This window comes from Zooshikella sp. RANM57 (assembly GCF_050749885.1).
GTDB lineage: Bacteria > Pseudomonadota > Gammaproteobacteria > Pseudomonadales > Zooshikellaceae > Zooshikella.
Map to the genome: position 1 here is coordinate 128,464 of NZ_JBOIUB010000005.1, position 18,517 is coordinate 146,980.

The window sequence follows — 18,517 nt, forward strand, 5'->3', positions numbered from 1 at the left end:
CTAGATAAAAAATCTGGAATACGCTATAAACTGCTTGGTAGCCTCATTAAAGCTATAATTCAAAACGTTCAAGTATTGGTTTATAAAGACTCAAGGATAACCACGATAAGAAACGCCATACTATCTGTTGGTAGCCGCTGAGGTGTTTAACATAAACAAAGTTATATTCAATAACGGCTTCAGCGCCACGTAGGCGCTTAAACTCAGATGCTCCTGCACTAAGATTTAATTTCAAATTATTTTGTTGAGCATAAACTAAATTAAACGTAACCAGGCGCCGATAAAGTGCCATTTTTTTTGGCATTTGCATATTATACCCAATAATAGGTACTGTAAGGGTGTCATCTATACCACAAAATCCAACAACACCTAACATCTCCTGCTTATGAAATAAACCGTAAAGTTCTAATAACCCAGCCTTTGCATGTTGCGCAAAATAGTCACTCGTAAACTGGATATTATGCTTACTGTACTTATCTAAATACAGTTGATTATAATATGCTTCAGCTTGATCCATATGCGCTTGGTTGTTTGGATCAAGCATTCTAAAACCCCAATCAGACTGCTTTAGTAATTTTAAATCGGCACGCGCATCTCTTTTTTGTTGCCATTTCTTAAAGTCCATGAACAAATAAACCTGTCGGTTGACTATGGGTAACCAACCATCTTCTTTTGTTTTCGCGATTATTTTCGAGTGTTCCTGTACATTCAGCGATCTTAACATTAAAGCATGATAGGGATATTTACTGAGTGCTTGCTTCCTTAAAGCGGTTATGTTTATTGCCTGCCATGCTTTTGCATAAAAATTGGTTGAAAAGCACAAATTATTAAGTATTTGTATTTCATCAAGCTTTGCCCAACGAAAAGGTGTTTCAAAAAGATATGTTAATCCCAAACAAAAAATACGTAATATACGACTACTTACTTTCGGCAATTCATCACGCGTGAAGTAAATCAATTGTGTCATGGGCGACACTACATAACAGTTGTTTTTTTCAGTTGACTGCTTTCCCTGCAACGTGTTAATAGAATCATTCACCGTTGCCGTGACAATGACATCCTCTTGTTTATATGAAATAAACTGTGTGTGCAATCGCCTTATCAAGCCAGGCTTTTGCATGATTGTTAAAAATCGCTGTTGAAATTCATTATTATTCAACTTCATTAGCTATTTACTTCTTCATATCTAATGGTGTATCCATCCCACTCAATATCCAAAGTACTGACATCAGTCACTGGCCGACGATAGCGTAAACAACGAAAACATAGCTCAGCAAACGTTAGCCACTGTCCACCAAAGAATAATGGATAAATACTATCGGCAAAGACATCACCAGCACATCGATAATCAAATAGTAACTTTTTAAACGGCTCCTTAAATAAAAAGCCATAAAATATGATGTTACCTAGCCGGTATGATCTGGTTGAAGCTGGTTTATAATAAAAATGACCTTTGGCGTTCATTGTCAAACCAGAAGCCAATAGGTGTAGCCCACTGGTTGCTCTTGGGTTACACTCAATCACAAATAATGTATTATTTTCTTCAATAAAATCAAAAGCAACCTGTCCGTGATAATGTGTTCGCTCACCAAACTGTCGAATAAATACCTCTAAGCGATTATCACAATAAGGCTCAAAATAACTAGCTGCCGACTGATTAACACAATATTTTGGCAGATAAGCCTGATGAGCGATTAATTGTCCATGTTGAAAAAGTGCATAATTGCATATCGCCTGCCCCACTATTTTTTGCTGTTGAACCCATGGTAGAGCAGGGTTAATCTGATCCGGTGTAAGAACACCCTGATAAGGATACCTAATTACCTGACGCCCAAATCGTGAATAAACAGGTTTTAAAATAGATGCTTTATCATCAACAATATCATCGGGGTGCTGACAATAATGTGTAGAGGGTATCTGCACCTGACCAAGCCCTGACAATAAAGACAAGCTAGTAAATTTATTATGTAGTGTAAACAATAAATCGTGTTCTGGTAGAAGCCATTCTATTACGCGTCCATCATTTAACTGAGCGTCAACGTCTGCTTTAATCGTCGCCAAATAGAATACTTCTTCACACGTAGGAATAATACATTCAATGCAATTATCTCGTAGTAGTTTAATTAATGCCTGCTTATATTCTTGTAAATTAAAACGGGGAAAAGGTAATTGAATATAGCCTTGAATACCCTTTACAAAACGGCCCAAAGGCCAAACCATACTATCCGCCAAAAAAACCTGGTGACTCGCTCGCATCAATAATCGTGCCCACTCTATGGCAACGGGAGCACGCGCACCTGTCACTAAGATAACCACTGATTAACCACGCGCCGCTGTTTCGTTAAAGGTTGCCACTGTGGACGTGGCCGATATTCAAAATGCACCTGACTAACATCCACATGTAATTGTTTGAAAAGCTGCTGTAAAGCCTTTGCTATGTGTTCATGTCGCTGATCACTTTCAATCTGAATACAATCTTTATTGATTTGACTGATTCGATAATCCAGGGGTTCATCACTGATTAAACTAATGGTTCGGTATATCAAATCAGATAACACGACTACTGATGTATTATTATCACCTGGTAATTTCAGTAAATCGCCTGTACGCCCAGCAATACTCCCTATAGCTTGGAAAACGACAGGTGAAGAATGTGCTATCTCTAATTGATTTTCGGCGCATTGTGTTCCATTACACTTATCACTTTGCTCATCAACAACCGCAATGACATCGTCTAATTGATAGCGAATAATAGGCTGTGTTCGTCGTCTAAAATCAGTGATGATAGGTGAAAAATGTGTTTTGTCAGGTGTTAGCCAATGTGGCTCAATATGCACAATATCCTCATTCCAACGCATAATCCCATCCCTTTGGGTGCATGCCAAAAAACCTTCAGTGCATTGGTAAATCTCATGAATTGGGCATTTAAACTTTGTCGCCAACAAAGCGCGATCAGAAGGCGTTAATACTTCAGCCCCTGAAACCACCAACTTAGGTGATAATGTCCGATGTTCTTGTGCGCATAATTGAAGCGCCTGGGCACTGCCAACCAATAAGGTAGGGTCAAATGCCGTTAACTCCGCCATCCATTGATCTAATGGTTGAGTAAGATCCACATAGTGAAAACGAATATGGCCCCGTTGTACTGTCTGGTACAACGGGCTATTCGCCCGAAGTAATAATGCAATACGTTGTGGAGCCCATAAGCTTGGCAGTAAGCGACCTAAGATATAACCCGCCCAGTAATGTCGCTCTGTTTGCGAAGCTAAAAATAATCCTCGCTGTCCTGAAGTTCCTGAAGATAAACCAACTGTTACATCCCCACAGATAGAACGACTAAAATCTCTTTCCTGCTCTGCTCTCAAAGCACAGTCAAATAACTGATCTCGATCCAACTGCCGTGTATTAAGCTGATTAAAATGTTCCATCATCAGTGACTTCGACATTAGCGGAAATTCTGCCAACGACTTGCCACGAAAGGCTTGGTAAAACAGTGAGTGCTGCGTAACCCAATCCAAATGCTTACTAATCTGCTGCTGTTGCCAGTTAAGTAACTGAGCGCGTGATTTAAAACGACGGTAGCGGCTCATGATTAAATGGCGAAGTATATTTAACTTTTCCATTAGCTAATCCAGCCACGCTGTTTTAATTGATTCAACGTTTCCTGGCAGTGAGAAGGTAGAAATATGACCTGATCCTTAGCCTGTTCATAGCAAATTCGCAGTTTGTTTAATGTATCTTGATAGGCCTGCCGATTATCACAGACAATATTCGCCAACCAATGTTGGTTAACACCATCTCTCAAGTTATCAATAAGCCAACAGGCATCAGCCAATAAAAATAAAAAACCTTCAGCTAAACGCACCAATAGCCCCATTTGCCCTGCTGCATGTCCAGGTAAAAAAACTAAATATAATGCGTTATCACCAAATAAATCATACGCATTAAGGCCTAGCGGCCCTGTTGTTAGCCCCAAAACACTAGCCAGGTCCAAAGGAAAATGATTGATAAATGTCAGGCTTAAATCTTCAGCATAAGACAACTGTTGTGGTGATAATAGCCCTTGTAAATAACCCTTTCGAATTCTATGAAAGCGATTCGCATGGGTCATAAAATGATGTGCATCAGAGTGACAATAAACCTTCGCCTCATTAAATTCACAAATACCCGCAATGTGATCAGCATGAAAATGCGACAAAACAACATGACGAATATCTTCTGGCTTAATTGCTAAGTGTGCAAGCTGAGATACCAGCGTTTCTGTCTCTGATAAAGAACACGGTGTCACCAACGCATAGACACGTTCAGGAAAATGCTGAGTACACTGCATAAAGCGTTGATGATAGCCTGTATCAAAAAGTATATAACCTTGTTGCGGATGGTTAATTAATGCTACTCCGGCCGGAAACGCTTTTGGAGTCCAACCCAATCCTGGTTTCACCATAAAGCCAGGATGAACACAATGACCGACTTCAAGCAGCCTGACGCTGATACCACTGAGCATAACGCTGAATTCCTTCTTTAATCGATACTTGGGGCTGATAACCCAATTGATTTTTGGCCTTCGTAATATCAAGCGTCTGATGATAATGAAAAAGAGCAGCGGTATAACGGGTTAATTTGGGTTCAGGTAATGTGGGAAGCTTTTGACAACACCATTCATTCATACGAATAATGGGTGCAATCAATGAATAGGGCAATGTTTTAATCTGTACAGTTTGCTGCAGTGTTGAAAATAAATTCTGTAAAACGGTTTGCATAGGCATCGGTTCATCATTGGTAATATTAAATACCGATTTGGATGCAACAGGCTGTTCTGTTGATAATAAGGCGGCATCGGCTACATTATCCACATAGGTCAAATCAACAATAGGATTTCGTCCTGAAGGCAACCACAATATCCCATGGCGAACAACGGCTAAAATACGTGGTAAAATCGCTTGATCATAGGGGCCAAAAATACCTCGTGGTCTTAAAATAACGCTATTTAAAGTACTATTAAGTACCTTTTTTTCTGCCCACGCTTTTGTTTGGGCATAGTCATTACAAAATGCCGGCCCCAAAGGTTCCTCTTCTTTTATCATCATTTTATCTTGAAAATTAAAGTAAACACTTGGGGTAGAAATATGTACAAATCGTTTTACCTGACACTGTGTTGCGGCTTTCAATATATTTTCTGTACCCTCTACATTACTCTGTACAAAATCTTGATGCTTGCCCCAAGGACTCGATAATGCAGCACAATGAATGACGGCATCAATATCCTGGCAAGCTTCAAGCAATAGCGCTTGTTGCTGTAAATCAGCACAGACAAACTCACTGTGCGTACTGCTGGCAAGCTGTTTGCCAATGACTTGATTTCGACCTAAAAAGCGAATGGAATGTTGAGTATGGTATTTCCGGACAATGGCTTGTCCTAACATACCCGTTCCCCCAGTCACTAATAATTTCATAATTGCAATACACCTAAACCTAACGACAATCCTGCTGCTGAGCCAAATAGCAGCACGTTTTTTCCTGCAGGAGGTTGCTGATGAACCAATAAATTGTGTAAAGCAATCGGGATCGATGCCGCAATTTGGTTACCCATGGAAGAAAAGATATTAATGACTTTATCCTGCGCAAAACCAAGACGCTGCGTTAAATGAGCCAATCCGGCATAACTGGCCTGATGAGGCACAATATAATCGATATCAGCCATGGTTAAACCGGCTTTGTTTAAACCTTGCTGAATAAATTCTGGAGCCAGTTTAGAAACCAGTTTATAAAGTGCTTTACCCTGCATTTCAAAAAAGCAACCCGATGCTACCGCTTCCATATCATAACGAGCAGGATGCAACGCACTTCCTCCCGAACGAATCTGACACAAGCTATAGCCTTCAGGAAACGTTTGGAACAGGCTTGATGTTAATCCACCTGCTGAAGAAGAAGCCTCTAAAATAAAAGCCGCCGCACCATCTGCAAATAAGGTGGCCGTTTCAGCTTTAGTATCGGTCACCCCCACCTTCGCCACTTCACTCGAAATAATCATCACTCGCTGATAACGCGCACATTGTAATGCACAATGACACATTTCCAACGCGGTTAAAAAAGATAAACAACTGGCATTCACATCCATACTGGCAACAGGCGTTTCAGCACCCAACTCAGCAAGAATCCCCGCGGCATTGTAGGGTAACGCCTGATGACTGGTACCACTGGCACAAACCAGCAAATCCACCTCATCTAAAGTAATACCTGCTTGATTCAATGCCGTTTTCCCTGCCATAGCGCCCATATATAGCGCTGTTTCACTGGGCGCCGCATAATGTCGGTAATCAACGCCATAACGTTGCCGACATGTACCAGGGGGTAGATTCAAACGTTGGTCCATTTCTTCTGCAGAAATGGTTTGTGCAGGGAGATAACAGGCACTTGCCCTGATCGTAAACGACATGTCAGCCTCACTTTACTACTTTAGTACGTCAGTCTTCAGACACCTATACATGAACTCGTTGTTTTCATCAGCCAAATATTTACATTTTTTTGATCGCTTGCTAATTCATTAAGTGAACTCTGTTCTATAGATTTCCACTCAAAAATCCAGCCCTTCACCATTTCGGTAAATACTCAACATAGAAAACACTTCCTAACCTTTTACTCTCAAATTACTATGCTTATAGACCATATCCCAGCGTAATACCCAGTTTTCCTAGCATGGATAAAACCAGATTAGAATCACCCACTAGGCTTTTAATCCGATATTTTCAAATACAGCCCAAAATATTATCCGCTATAAAAAAACCTGCTCAAAGAGCAGGTTTTTTAGGTTTTAACGTCATTATTTTTACAAAAAATAAACGATACCTACAGCTAATAATTACTCATCAGCGCTATTTTTTCTACTTTGCTTTTCTTGTTTAATTTTACGGTACAGTTTACCTAATTGCCTATTTCGCTGGTGCTGTTGCGCTAACGTTTCAGCATTCCTTCGCTGTTCCTTCAGTAATTTCTGGTAATTTTTCCAACGACGCCTGTCAAGCTGATTAGCCATTAGTGCTTGTTGTACAGAACAACCAGGCTCATTTTCATGCGTACAATTGTAAAATCGACAAGTAGTAATGAGCGCTTCAACATCAGCGAATACATTTTGTACGCCTTCTTCACTAGGGAGTAACTGAAGTTCTCTCATGCCTGGTGTATCAATTAACAACCCACCACTATCCATGACATAAAGTGTTCTTGCCGTTGTGGTATGGCGTCCTTTAGCATCATCCTCACGAATCGACTGTGTTGAAATCTGTTGATGACAAAGACTGTTTATCAACGTTGATTTACCCACACCCGATGACCCGACTAAGGCAATCGTTTGTCCTGGTTTACACCAGGCTTGTAATCCTTGTAACTGGGTAATATCACGGGCATCACAGACTTCCACGATGAGATTAGGATGGAGCCTACTGGCTTGTGCTACAAAATCATCATCGGCTGTACATTGGTCTGACTTAGTCAGCACAATAATGGGGGTTACTTGTGCCTCAAGCGCTAATACTAAATAACGTTCCAGTCGTGAAATATTAAAGTCCTGATTACACGAAGAAACAATAAACAATGTATCAACATTGCTCACAATAGGCTGAACCCCTACTTGCTCACCAACTGCTTTACGCGCAATAAGCGATAAACGAGACAACTGTCGTAAAGGCCTGGCATTATCATGTAGTTCAGTCGTATCAAATAACAACCAGTCACCCACCGCCAATGGTTGAAACTTTGCACATAACTGAGCATCAATTGAAAATACCTTCTCTGGCGTTAACACATGAATATGTGAACGATGGATTGCAATAACCCGAGCGGCTATCGTTGAAGACAATTCATCAAGTGTTAATTGTTGCTGAAAAAATGGTTGCCAACCAAGTGTTAAATGATTGATAAACATAGGAGAAAAGCCTAACAAAAGTGATTTTTAGGGCTTCTCATTGGAAAACCCCGGTTAGAAATACCGGGCTATACGGGAGGAATGGACCTAGAAAAGAAAAACAACACCTGCGTTATCTGCCAGATGTAGGCTTCTGTCTATTTATATCTGCTGACTATTTACAACATCTTACAACATCACTGATGTTGCTTTTAGATACATCTTAACCCATTAGCCCAGAACAGTTTCATTACACTCATGTCTATCCTCCATTAACTAAAAAAGGGCTTAAAACGCTGGCTTTTTAATAACGCCAAATTTCGACTGTTACATTACGTGGTGTATCTCTGGTTAGCAAGCCTTTTTAAATGAATACCCTCCATTAAAGGTATAACCTAATAAAAATATGACGAAATTAAGACAATCCTAGCTGTACTTTATGGCTAATTTCCTACACGTAATAGTAACAATTATCACTTTGATCATCTCTGAAATTCATGGATCATTACTCTCCATGATGGCTGGCAGCATGAAGCTTGAGGGAGCTAAAGCGTATGGATGCGTCAGGGACTTTCCAGCCATTGCTTGTGTGACGACCTAAGGATCAGGGTCTAGGGATGGGCTCAATGGAATAGCCACCAGGATGGTGATAGAAAACCTGCATTTTGCAGGTTTTTTTGTGCCTTCATTAAGCGGCTCATATTAAAAAGTACCTTCCCTTTCTATACTACCGGGGTTAATACATCACTTGTTGCATACTCAACAAATTCATAGCTGATGTTATTTTCATCACGATAAAAAACACGCATACCTTGGTTCGCCGCTCGCTCAACTTGATATTCAATGCTATACCCCCCCAAAGCCAAGCGACTTTTTAACGTTGGTAAACTATTAACCGCAAAACCCAGGCAGGTATTATGCTCACTCATATCTTGTGGATTGTAGACTTCAATAGCTGGGCTTTGTAGGGCCAGATTACAACTACCATCACCAACATGCACCCAATACACAGCCATATTCTGCCACTCATACTGGCCTCGAGCACGCATTGTCCAATGCGGAAAAGCAACCAATAAAAAGTGAACTGAACGCTGAATATCACCCACAGTGATATTCATACTTTCAACATAAGTTAATGACTCAGTACCCTTTAACACACTGTTTCCAGTGGTTGCCTCCTGCCTGCAATAGAGTAACTTGCATGTTGTTGACTTATGGGATGTCATCATTTAACACCCCCAATGGAGTGACTCATACAGTTATCCAATTTGATAACGCGCCAACTGTTGTTGAATCATCAGTGCTTGTTGATCCACATTTTCACTATGGGTAAATGCCTTGTCGGCATTCTCGGCAGAAGTGGATGCCTCCTGCTGAATCCGCTCTAAGTTGCTATTCATTTCAGAAATAACATTTACCTGCTCTTCAGCGGCTGTCGCAACCTGCGTGTTCATACTGTCAACATCCTGAACATCCTGTACCACTGTATTGAATACATTTTGTGTCTGAACAGCATGTTCAACGCCCTGTTCAGAACGCTGACGATTGTCATTCATGGCCACCACCACAGACGACAAACAGTTTTTAAAACCCGAAATTAATTCCTGAATAAGCTGAGTAGAATCCTGGGTACGTGATGCCAATGATCTGACCTCATCGGCCACCACCGCGAATCCACGTCCTTTTTCACCTGCTCTTGCGGCTTCAATCGCGGCATTTAACGCCAATAAATTTGTTTGGGCAGAAATTTCATTAATCTCATGAATAAATTCCGCAATTTTCTGCATATTCTCATCGAGCTGGCTGATAGCACTGGACACATCCACTAACTCATGGGCTAACGTTTGGCTATGCTGCTGTAATTGACCAACATACTGCTCACCACCACCCACCGCATTCACGACTTGCGAAGTGCGATCGGCGGTTAAGCTGGCATTTTTAGCCACATCTTGTGCGGTCGTTTGGAGTTCCTGCATGGCAGCTACCAGCTGCTCTACCTCTCGATCATGGGCAGATAAGGCATCACTTGTCGCTTTTGACTCCTGACGAAGTGCATTAGCCTCAGTCAGTAGCGTCTCTACAGACTGATAGAGAGAACCAATCATCTTTTGTAATGATCGAACAACGCGATTAAAAGACTCCGTCAACACGCCAATTTCATCCTGAGTTTGAGTCGCCATCTGTTGACGCAAATCCCCCTGCTCAACAGCCTTCATCACCTTTACCATTTCAGTGACCGGTTGTGTTATTCGCCGTACCCACCACAGGCTACCCGCCATAACAAGTACCAATAACACACCAAAGGCAATGCCATTTACCCGGACACTGGACCAAAACTCATTACGAATATCATCAATATATTCACCTGTACCAATCACCCAGCCCCAAGGTTCAAAAAGCTGTGCATAGGATATTTTCGGAAAAAACTGTTCGCCTTCTCCCGCTCGGTGCCATTTATACTCAAACCAGTCTCCTCCCGCCAATGCAACACGTGTTGCCTCAGCCACCATAGCGATACCATCAGGATCTTTTAAATTACTCATATCCTGACCTTGCAACTCACTATTCAAAGGATGCATCACCATTCGGTTACGTGTGTCATTTATCCAAAAGTAGTTTCCCTGACCATAACGCATCGCTCGAATAGCGGATAATGCATTTTGTTTAGCTTGCTCTTCTCCCTGCGTAGTTCTTTGCTGGTAATAATAGTTGGAAATAGCATGCACTGACTCAACCAGCGTCTTCACTTGTAGTGCTCGCTGTAAAGTCATTTGTTGGTATTGGTGATAATAGCTATAAACTTGAAGCGCAATGGTGGTCAGCGCAAAAAGCAAGAAAATAAATGTTAGCTTGACTGCGATTCCTATTCGCACATCCATTGCTTATTACTCCTTTAAACCTTGTCAGTAACCACTGTTAAGAGTAGGAGATGGCTTATAGGACAACAAACAGCAAGTTATGCGAATAAGCAATCAATAAGCGCCTTATACTTCACTCTTAGTATATGTAAGACTGAGGACATAACGCCACAGCACAGGGCCATTGCCCTGCTCCACGCCAAATGTTTAGGTAAAAAAAAACCACAGCCTAAACTGTGGTTTTTCTAAAGCTCGATAAACGTTGTCACCAATACGACATGTTCATTTCACCAAAGGTTACTTTTCAACACGCCATTTTGTTCCTTCACGACTATCTTCTAATACGACACCCATTGCTAGCAGTTGATCTCTAATTTCATCTGCTTTAGCAAAGTCACGTTGTTTTCGTGCTGCATTACGCTGCTCAATTAAGTTTTCCACCTGTTGTGGATCAACATCCTGCGTTTGTTGCTGAAAGAACGCTTCAGGGTCCTGTTGTAACAAGCCTAAAACATCGCCCAGCGCTTTCATTTCTGCCGCGATCTGTGCCGCTTGTTCAGGTTGAGTGGCTTTATTACGGTTGATTTCTCGAACCATATCAAACAACACGGCTAACGCTTCTGGTGTGTTAAAGTCATCATCCATCGCCCCATAAAAACGCGCGCTAAACTCACTTTCCTGCGCTTTAGGTAATGTAAGCCCACGCAAACCATGGTAAAAGCGTTCCAGACTGGCACCCGCTTCCTTCAAGCTTTCGATGCTGTAATTAATTGGACTGCGATAATGACTGGCCAGCAAAAAGTAACGTACGACTTCTGCCGGAAAGTCTGCCAACACATCACGAATCGTAAAAAAATTACCTAATGATTTAGACATCTTTTCATCATTAATCCGCAATGCACCGGCATGCATCCAGATATTCGCGTATTTTTCACCCGTAGCAGCCTCAGACTGGGCAATTTCATTTTCATGATGAGGGAATTTTAAATCGGGCCCCCCCCCATGAATGTCAAAGGTATTACCCAAGCAGCAGGTCGACATCGCTGAACACTCTATATGCCAGCCTGGACGACCTTTACCCCAAGGCGATTCCCATGAAGGCTCTCCTGGTTTGGCCGCTTTCCACAATACAAAATCCAGTGGATTTTGCTTGGCCTCATCCACTTCTACACGTGCACCTGAGCGCAGATCGTCCAACACTTTACCGGACAGTTGACCATAGTGAGCAAATTTTTCTACTACATAGTAAACATCACCATTATCTGCCGCATAGGCCATACCTTTATCAATCAAGGTTTGCACCATGGCAATAATCTGACCAATATGTTCTGTCGCTTTAGGCTCCAGATTGGGTTTACCAATACCCAATGCCGCAAAGTCTTCATCCATGGCATCAATAAAACGTTGGACTAATTGCTGCCAGTCTTCATTGGCCTCCTGGGCACGACGAATAATTTTGTCATCAATATCGGTGATGTTACGGATATAATTCACATCATACCCTTTAGCCCGCAGATACCGCACTATGACATCAAATGCCACAAACACGCGACCATGGCCCAGGTGACAGTAGTCGTAAACCGTCATGCCACAAACATACATGCTGACTTTGCGTGGTTGTAACGGTTTAAACTCAGACTTTTCTCGGGTCAGAGTGTTATAAATCTTCAACACAGCTACTGTTTTCCTTTTTCTTATCCTGCTTCATTCGCAATTTTTGCCCATGTATCACGCAAGGTGATGGTCCGGTTAAACACCAGATGATCTTTACTACCCTCTTTACTGTCCAGACAGAAATACCCTTCCCGCTCAAACTGGTAGGCCTGCCCAGGCTTGGCTTCGGCTAGACTAGCTTCAAGGCGACACTCTGCCAGCACCTGCAATGAACTTTTGTTAAGGAACGCTTTAAAGTCACGCTCTTTGTTGCTATCTGGGCTTGCTTCATCAAACAGTCGATCATAAAGACGTACTTCTGCAGACAATGAATGTTCAGCACTCACCCAATGGATAACCCCTTTCACTTTACGACCTTCAGGGTCCTTACCCAGGGTTTCAGGGTCATAGCTACAACGTAACTCAATGATTTCGCCTGCTTGATTTTTAATGACGTCATCACAGCGAATAACGTAGGCATTCCGAAGGCGTACTTCTTTACCCAACACTAAACGTTTAAATTTTTTGTTGGCTTGCTCTTTAAAGTCTTCTACATCAATGAACAACTCACGGGCAAAGGGCAATGTCCGTGTTCCCATCGATTCATCTTGTGGGTGCACAGGTGCGGTTAACTGCTCAACCTGATCTTCTGGGTAGTTGGTGATGACAACTTTTAAGGGGTGTAGCACTCCCATCGCCCTGGGTGCATGTTTATTTAAGTCATCACGCAAAGCATGCTCTAACATGCCCACGTCGACCACCCCTTCACTTTTGGTCACACCCGTTGCTTCACAGAAGTTACGGATAGCGCGTGGTGTAAAACCCCGGCGGCGCATCCCAGCAATGGTGGGCATTCGGGGATCATCCCAGCCATCAACCACTTGCTCATCGACCAGCTGCTTCAACTTACGTTTACTGGTCACGGTGTAATTTACATTAAGGCGTGCAAACTCAATCTGTTGTGGATGACAAGGTACATCCAGCTGGTCCAAAAACCAGTCATACAACGGACGGTGGTCTTCGAACTCCAGCGTACAAATCGAGTGTGTAATCCCCTCAATCGCATCAGAGAGTCCGTGAGCAAAATCATACATTGGGTATACGCACCACTCATCACCCGTTTGGTGATGATCTACTTTGCGAATACGGTAAATGATCGGGTCACGCATATTCATGTTAGGTGAAGCCATATCAATTTTGGCCCGAAGTGCATGTTCACCTTCAGCAAATTCACCACGGCGCATCCGCTCAAACAGATCAAGGTTTTCCTCAACAGAACGCTCTCGATAAGGGCTATTCTTCCCAGGCTCTGTTAATGTACCCCGATATTCTCTGGCTTGTTCTGCATTTAACGAGCAGACATAGGCTTTGCCTTTCTGAATCAGTTCAACGGCATAATCATATAGCGCCTGAAAGTAACTGGAGGTGTAACGAACCTCTCCTTCCCACTGAAAGCCTAACCAACGAATATCTTCTTGAATCGCGTCAATAAACTCCTGGCTTTCTTTCTCTGGGTTAGTGTCATCAAATCGCAAGTTACAGACGCCACTATTCTGCTCCGCCAGAGTAAAGTTCAAACAAATTGACTTAGCATGACCAATATGCAAAAAACCATTAGGCTCTGGGGGAAATCGTGTGTGAACCTGACCATTATTTTTATTATTTTTTAGGTCTTCACTGATAATTTGCTGAATAAAGTTATTCGGACGTGTTGTTTCTTGATGATCCATACTAGCTTACTGTAAACCCGTCAAATAAATACACAATAATCCTCCCCTAATACGACACATGACACCGAGTAGAGATACGCGCTCACTATGAGCAAATACCTCAGCAAGCGCCATGCTTTTACATACATTCCTACACATTAGCATAGGCCAGTGTAAACCCAATGGGGAGGCGTAGTTTGCGGAGCAATAGGTAAAGAGGCTATTATAGCGCCCTTTTCATGCTGTGATAAACCTAACTGAAGTCTATCCTGTCATGCTACAGTGATAAACGATGACTGTATAGGTTTTCCACCTTACTTAACGAACGCTTGTTACTGGCACATGCCTGTAAACTGTTAAGATGGAAAACACAGCAGATATTGATCTAATTAACATAACCCAACAAGGCAATAGCATGGTTATTTTGCACACCAACTTTGGCGATATCAAAATCCAACTCAACCATGAAAAAGCACCTAAAACAGCGGCTAACTTTGAAAGCTATGTAAAAAATGGTCATTACGATAATACTATTTTCCATCGTGTTATCGATAACTTTATGATTCAAGGTGGCGGCTTTGCACCTGGTATGCAAGAAAAAGACACTAATGCCCCTATCGAAAATGAAGCGGATAATGGCCTGGAAAATAAAATTGGTTCCTTAGCCATGGCACGTACTCAAGACCCTCACTCAGCTTCAGCTCAATTTTTTATCAACGTTGCTGACAATGACTTCCTAAATTTTCGCTCTAAGACCATTGAAGGCTGGGGCTATGCTGTATTTGGTGAAGTAGTAGAAGGCATGGACGTCGTCAATCGTATTAAAGGTGTTAAAACCACAAGTGTTGGTTTCCACGCTGATGTACCTGCTGAAGAAGTCATTATTGAATCCGCTGAATTAGTAGAAGCCTAATCACCATGTCTGTGCTGTTTATCTCTGACTTGCATTTGCAGGTAAAGCGTCCTGACCTGACAACCGCATTTAGCCGATTTTTAACGGAACAAGCGCCTCAAGCGACGTCGCTGTATATCTTGGGGGACCTGTTCGATGCTTGGCTGGGTGACGATGCAATGGATGACTTACAACAGACCGTGGCAAGTGAAATAAAACAGCTGGTTGATCGTGGTGTTGCCGTGTATTTTATGCACGGCAATCGTGACTTTCTGATTGGTGAGGACTTTGCTGCACTTACAGGTCTTCAACTATTAAATGACCCTTGTATTATCTTCCTGGGTGATCAACCTGTATTACTATCCCATGGTGATCAGCTTTGTACGGCAGATAAAGACTATATGGCGTTTCGCCAATACATTCGCAATCCAGCCACCGTCCAAAAACTGCTCTCATTGTCAGTTAATGAACGCATTGCGATGGCTGAAAATATCCGAGCACAAAGTCAAGCAGCCAATCAAGCTAAAACCGATGAAATCATGGACGTCACCCCAGCAGAAGTTGAGAAGTGGATGGTGGAGCATAATGTTCAATGGTTTATCCATGGCCATACCCATCGCCCTGCAATTCACACTTTAACTATCAACCAACAGCCTGCGCAACGCATTGTGCTAGGTGACTGGGATAAAAAAGGTTGGATGTTACGTTGGGATGAGTCAGTAGGTTTCGACCTGATCGATTTTTCACTCTAACCATTTTTCTTTTTAAAAAATCAGATTAAGCTGTTTATTCTCCCCTCACAAAGCTTGTTAATTTGTGGGGGATTTAATTCGTAAGAGCTATTTTTTTTAATTTTCTAAACCATCTTTATTTAAAGTCTGCATAACACTCTTCGAACACGCCGTAAATCCCTCCTTGGAGGCTTGGCTGCCGCATCCTTGCGGCAAACAGTTCGCTGTGCGTTATCCAGCCTTTATCTACCACTGTCATACATCGAAATACCACAGGTTGTTCTTTATGATAGGGATATAGCAAAAGTGGGGTTGCTGTGGTTAACAGGCCCTAGGTTTGAGGCACGCCACTATGAAAGCGAAACTCAGTATCCGGGCTTAAGATTAGCGCCTTTTCCATTTCAGCAAAAAAAGATATTCGCTCATCAATGGGTTCTTCACTGTATTGCATAGCCAAACGTAAGTAATCCTGAAAATGACGACGTTCAGATTTGAGCAGAGAGCAATAAAATTTATTTAATGTTTCGTCTAAATAAGGTGCTAATACAGCAAAGCGTTCACAAGAACGTGCCTCAATAAAAGCCCCAATGATTAAAATATCCACGAACTTAGCCGGTTCGTGAGTTCTCACGCCTGATCGCAAAGCACTAGCATAACGTGCAGGTCCTAACTTTTGATAAGTGATATTTCTGTCCTGCATAATGGCAAAGACCTGCTCAAAATGCCTCAATTCCTCCCGTGCCAACCGCGACATTTTATGCTGTAAATCAGCATATTCGGGATACCTGAACATCAATCTTAACGCAGTTGATGCTGCTTTTTTTTCACAGTTTGCATGATCAATTAGCAGAATTTCTGGCTCATCAAGTGCAGCCTCAATCCATTCTTTTGGCGTCTCACACAACAAAAATTCATCGAGTTCAGGTAATGCTTGCATGGCGATAATCAAATTCTTATAAGACAATCAATAAAGTGACGGATTATAGCGGATAGCAATTACCAAGCACATACTCTTTTTAACTCAACGATTAGTTCCCCTTACAACAGCTAAAATCTTGTTCAACATGATCTAATCAATTTTCAATTAAGATCTACCATATAACAAAGTAAACTGAACACGAACTCAACTATTTACACAGCATAAATCAACTCCTGACTAATCAAAAATTTGAACTAGACTACTTTACAGTTATAGCTATTCATTACCACCTAATGGGTAAAATTTACTTCAAGGTATTATCATGAAAATCGTCGTTATATTTGCATTTATGCTATCATGCTTTTCTCTCATTCCTTCAATAGCTAGCAGTGCGGAAAAGCTTACTATTGTCGCAACTGAATACGAACCTTTCACTAGCTCAAAAGCAAAATATGACGGTTTCGTAAACCGAGTGATAAAATCAGCCTTCGAACGAAAAGGCTATGATGTTGAATTTAAGTACCGTCCATGGAAACGCGCATTGATCGAAGGCCATGATAAATTTGATGGTGTTTCTTTTTCGTTTACCAATAAAGAAAGAGAAAAAGAATACCTATTTAGTGTGCCTATTTCAGAACACCGAGAAGTTTTATTTCATTTAAAGAAAACAAACATTCCAGAATGGAATACACTTAAAGACTTAAAAGATTTTAAGTTTGGTCTTACAAGAGGTTACACCTACACTGATGAGCTATGGGATTTAGTTAATAAAAAAATAATTAACTCAGACATTATCGCTTCCGACAGTAGTAACTTTAAAAAACTTGCAGCAGGAAAAATAGATATTTTCCCTATGGACGAAATTACTGGGTGGAGAGTAATATCTTCTGAACTACCTGTAGCCAAAGATACTCTCACCATCCATTCAAAGCCATTACGTTCAACCACAGGACACCTCATTATTTCGAAGAAGCATAAAAAGAGTGCTGAGTTAATAAAACTATTTAATGAAGGTGTTAAAGAGTTAAAAGAATCTAAAACATATGATAATTACCTAAACGACTTATACAAAGGCATATTTTAAAAACAAAGTATATGGTCAGATTACTCATATTTAGTTTACTATGTTTTTATTCTAAAAGCTTTTGCTTTGCTGAGAATACTCTTAAAACCGTAGCCATTACTTCTGGTGAATGGCCTCCTTATACTTCTCAAAGTCTAAAAGATGGCGGCGTTTTCACTAAATTAACATCTGAAGCTTTTAAAGTAATGGGATATTCAATAGATGTTAAGTATTACCCTTGGCAACGTAGCTACTTTGTTGCGGCAAGCGGTCAAGCTGATGCCTCTCTTGCCTGGGCTCCCACTGATGAAAGAGAAAAAGACTTTGTCTTTAGCGATCCTGTTACTTTTTCAACCAAGGTATTTTTCCATTTAAAAGCATTTAAATTTGACTGGATGGATCTAAATGATATAAAACACTTACGCATTATCGCAACAAAGAAGTATACCTATGGAAATAAATTTGATGTTGCAGCAAAACAAAAAAAAATTAATGTTATTTATTCCAATAGCGATGAGCAAAAATTCAGCATGTTTCTAGCAGGTCGGGCAGACTTAGTTCCTATGGAAAAGCTTGTTGGTCTTTATTTACTCAAGCATAAATTCAGTGAACCTCAGGCTTCCCGTATAACTTTCCATAATAAATCATTGCAGAATACACCTATATGTGTCGCATTTTCAAAGAAGTTAAACAGTAAAAGGCTCATAAAGTTGCTACAAGATTTTAATGATGGCTTAGCCAAACTTAAGGAAAGTGGCCAATATGATAAGATCTTAGAACACTTATATTAAC

16 protein-coding genes are annotated in these 18,517 nt (G+C 41.3%); 4 read left to right on the top strand and 12 right to left on the bottom strand.

The window, feature by feature from the left end:
- Positions 1–52 precede the first annotated feature (52 nt).
- From ACQ96U_RS12380 to ACQ96U_RS12430, 11 genes are all read right to left on the bottom strand, one after another.
- Positions 53–1,165: a hypothetical protein gene (locus ACQ96U_RS12380; RefSeq protein WP_431721567.1), complete on the bottom strand. Its 1,113-nt coding sequence runs from the start codon at positions 1,163–1,165 to the stop codon at positions 53–55.
- Positions 1,165–2,316, bottom strand: a complete 1,152-nt coding sequence (locus ACQ96U_RS12385) for a hypothetical protein (protein WP_431721568.1) — start codon at positions 2,314–2,316, stop codon at positions 1,165–1,167. Before ACQ96U_RS12385 ends, ACQ96U_RS12380 begins: the two co-directional genes overlap by 1 nt.
- Entirely contained in the window at positions 2,304–3,623 is a 1,320-nt protein-coding gene (locus ACQ96U_RS12390) for a F390 synthetase-related protein (RefSeq protein WP_431721569.1), read from the bottom strand. The genes ACQ96U_RS12385 and ACQ96U_RS12390 overlap by 13 nt, the downstream gene beginning before the upstream one ends.
- Positions 3,623–4,504 (bottom strand): MBL fold metallo-hydrolase, encoded by an 882-nt coding sequence (locus ACQ96U_RS12395; RefSeq protein WP_431721570.1) that lies wholly within the window; start codon positions 4,502–4,504, stop codon positions 3,623–3,625. The genes ACQ96U_RS12390 and ACQ96U_RS12395 overlap by 1 nt, the downstream gene beginning before the upstream one ends.
- Positions 4,473–5,453: an NAD-dependent epimerase/dehydratase family protein gene (locus tag ACQ96U_RS12400; RefSeq protein ID WP_431721571.1), complete on the bottom strand. Its 981-nt coding sequence runs from the start codon at positions 5,451–5,453 to the stop codon at positions 4,473–4,475. Before ACQ96U_RS12400 ends, ACQ96U_RS12395 begins: the two co-directional genes overlap by 32 nt.
- Complete coding sequence (locus ACQ96U_RS12405; protein ID WP_431721572.1) at positions 5,450–6,436, bottom strand: 3-oxoacyl-[acyl-carrier-protein] synthase III C-terminal domain-containing protein; 987 nt, start codon at positions 6,434–6,436, stop codon at positions 5,450–5,452. The genes ACQ96U_RS12400 and ACQ96U_RS12405 overlap by 4 nt, the downstream gene beginning before the upstream one ends.
- 423 nt (positions 6,437–6,859) lie before the next feature.
- Positions 6,860–7,921, bottom strand: coding sequence for a ribosome small subunit-dependent GTPase A (rsgA, locus tag ACQ96U_RS12410; RefSeq protein WP_431721573.1), 1,062 nt, complete (start codon positions 7,919–7,921; stop codon positions 6,860–6,862).
- A 701-nt stretch (positions 7,922–8,622) separates the two neighbouring features.
- Positions 8,623–9,129, bottom strand: a complete 507-nt coding sequence (locus ACQ96U_RS12415; RefSeq protein WP_431721574.1) for a VOC family protein — start codon at positions 9,127–9,129, stop codon at positions 8,623–8,625.
- A gap of 30 nt (positions 9,130–9,159) precedes the next feature.
- Positions 9,160–10,779, bottom strand: coding sequence for a methyl-accepting chemotaxis protein (locus ACQ96U_RS12420; RefSeq protein WP_431721575.1), 1,620 nt, complete (start codon positions 10,777–10,779; stop codon positions 9,160–9,162).
- Positions 10,780–11,055: 276 nt separating this feature from the next.
- Positions 11,056–12,429, bottom strand: coding sequence for a cysteine--tRNA ligase (gene cysS / locus ACQ96U_RS12425; RefSeq protein WP_431721780.1), 1,374 nt, complete (start codon positions 12,427–12,429; stop codon positions 11,056–11,058).
- Between the two features lie 23 nt (positions 12,430–12,452).
- The gene (locus ACQ96U_RS12430) at positions 12,453–14,141 is read right to left on the bottom strand and encodes a glutamine--tRNA ligase/YqeY domain fusion protein (protein WP_431721576.1); all 1,689 of its coding nucleotides are present in this window, start codon (positions 14,139–14,141) and stop codon (positions 12,453–12,455) included.
- A 394-nt stretch (positions 14,142–14,535) separates the two neighbouring features.
- On the opposite strand from ACQ96U_RS12430, the gene ACQ96U_RS12435 reads away from it, so the two are divergent.
- On the top strand, positions 14,536–15,033 hold the full coding sequence (locus tag ACQ96U_RS12435) for a peptidylprolyl isomerase (protein WP_431721577.1): 498 nt from the start codon (positions 14,536–14,538) through the stop codon (positions 15,031–15,033).
- A 5-nt stretch (positions 15,034–15,038) separates the two neighbouring features.
- A complete protein-coding gene (locus ACQ96U_RS12440) occupies positions 15,039–15,764 on the top strand; it encodes a UDP-2,3-diacylglucosamine diphosphatase (protein WP_431721578.1) in 726 nt (241 codons plus the stop codon).
- A gap of 310 nt (positions 15,765–16,074) precedes the next feature.
- Here the strand turns inward: ACQ96U_RS12440 and ACQ96U_RS12445 are convergent, their stop codons facing one another.
- Positions 16,075–16,680: a tRNA-(ms[2]io[6]A)-hydroxylase gene (locus tag ACQ96U_RS12445; RefSeq protein WP_431721579.1), complete on the bottom strand. Its 606-nt coding sequence runs from the start codon at positions 16,678–16,680 to the stop codon at positions 16,075–16,077.
- Positions 16,681–16,984: 304 nt separating this feature from the next.
- Between ACQ96U_RS12445 and ACQ96U_RS12450 the strand changes: the two genes are divergently transcribed.
- Together ACQ96U_RS12450 and ACQ96U_RS12455 are read left to right on the top strand one after the other, a co-directional pair.
- Positions 16,985–17,746 (top strand): substrate-binding periplasmic protein, encoded by a 762-nt coding sequence (locus tag ACQ96U_RS12450; RefSeq protein ID WP_431721580.1) that lies wholly within the window; start codon positions 16,985–16,987, stop codon positions 17,744–17,746.
- A gap of 11 nt (positions 17,747–17,757) precedes the next feature.
- Entirely contained in the window at positions 17,758–18,516 is a 759-nt protein-coding gene (locus ACQ96U_RS12455; protein ID WP_431721581.1) for a substrate-binding periplasmic protein, read from the top strand.
- Position 18,517 lies beyond the last annotated feature (1 nt).

Bases quoted from the DNA above. Each gene is read 5' to 3' on its own strand.
- ACQ96U_RS12380 (WP_431721567.1), bottom strand. From the start codon at position 1,165: ATGAAGTTGAATAATAATGAATTTCAACAGCGATTTTTAACAATCATG.
- ACQ96U_RS12390 (WP_431721569.1), bottom strand. From the start codon at position 3,623: ATGGAAAAGTTAAATATACTTCGCCATTTAATCATGAGCCGCTACCGT.
- ACQ96U_RS12395 (WP_431721570.1), bottom strand. From the start codon at position 4,504: ATGCTCAGTGGTATCAGCGTCAGGCTGCTTGAAGTCGGTCATTGTGTT.
- ACQ96U_RS12400 (WP_431721571.1), bottom strand. From the start codon at position 5,453: ATGAAATTATTAGTGACTGGGGGAACGGGTATGTTAGGACAAGCCATT.
- ACQ96U_RS12405 (WP_431721572.1), bottom strand. From the start codon at position 6,436: ATGTCGTTTACGATCAGGGCAAGTGCCTGTTATCTCCCTGCACAAACC.
- rsgA (WP_431721573.1), bottom strand. From the start codon at position 7,921: ATGTTTATCAATCATTTAACACTTGGTTGGCAACCATTTTTTCAGCAA.
- ACQ96U_RS12415 (WP_431721574.1), bottom strand. From the start codon at position 9,129: ATGATGACATCCCATAAGTCAACAACATGCAAGTTACTCTATTGCAGG.
- ACQ96U_RS12420 (WP_431721575.1), bottom strand. From the start codon at position 10,779: ATGGATGTGCGAATAGGAATCGCAGTCAAGCTAACATTTATTTTCTTG.
- ACQ96U_RS12430 (WP_431721576.1), bottom strand. From the start codon at position 14,141: ATGGATCATCAAGAAACAACACGTCCGAATAACTTTATTCAGCAAATT.
- ACQ96U_RS12435 (WP_431721577.1), top strand. From the start codon at position 14,536: ATGGTTATTTTGCACACCAACTTTGGCGATATCAAAATCCAACTCAAC.
- ACQ96U_RS12440 (WP_431721578.1), top strand. From the start codon at position 15,039: ATGTCTGTGCTGTTTATCTCTGACTTGCATTTGCAGGTAAAGCGTCCT.
- ACQ96U_RS12445 (WP_431721579.1), bottom strand. From the start codon at position 16,680: ATGCAAGCATTACCTGAACTCGATGAATTTTTGTTGTGTGAGACGCCA.
- ACQ96U_RS12450 (WP_431721580.1), top strand. From the start codon at position 16,985: ATGAAAATCGTCGTTATATTTGCATTTATGCTATCATGCTTTTCTCTC.
- ACQ96U_RS12455 (WP_431721581.1), top strand. From the start codon at position 17,758: ATGGTCAGATTACTCATATTTAGTTTACTATGTTTTTATTCTAAAAGC.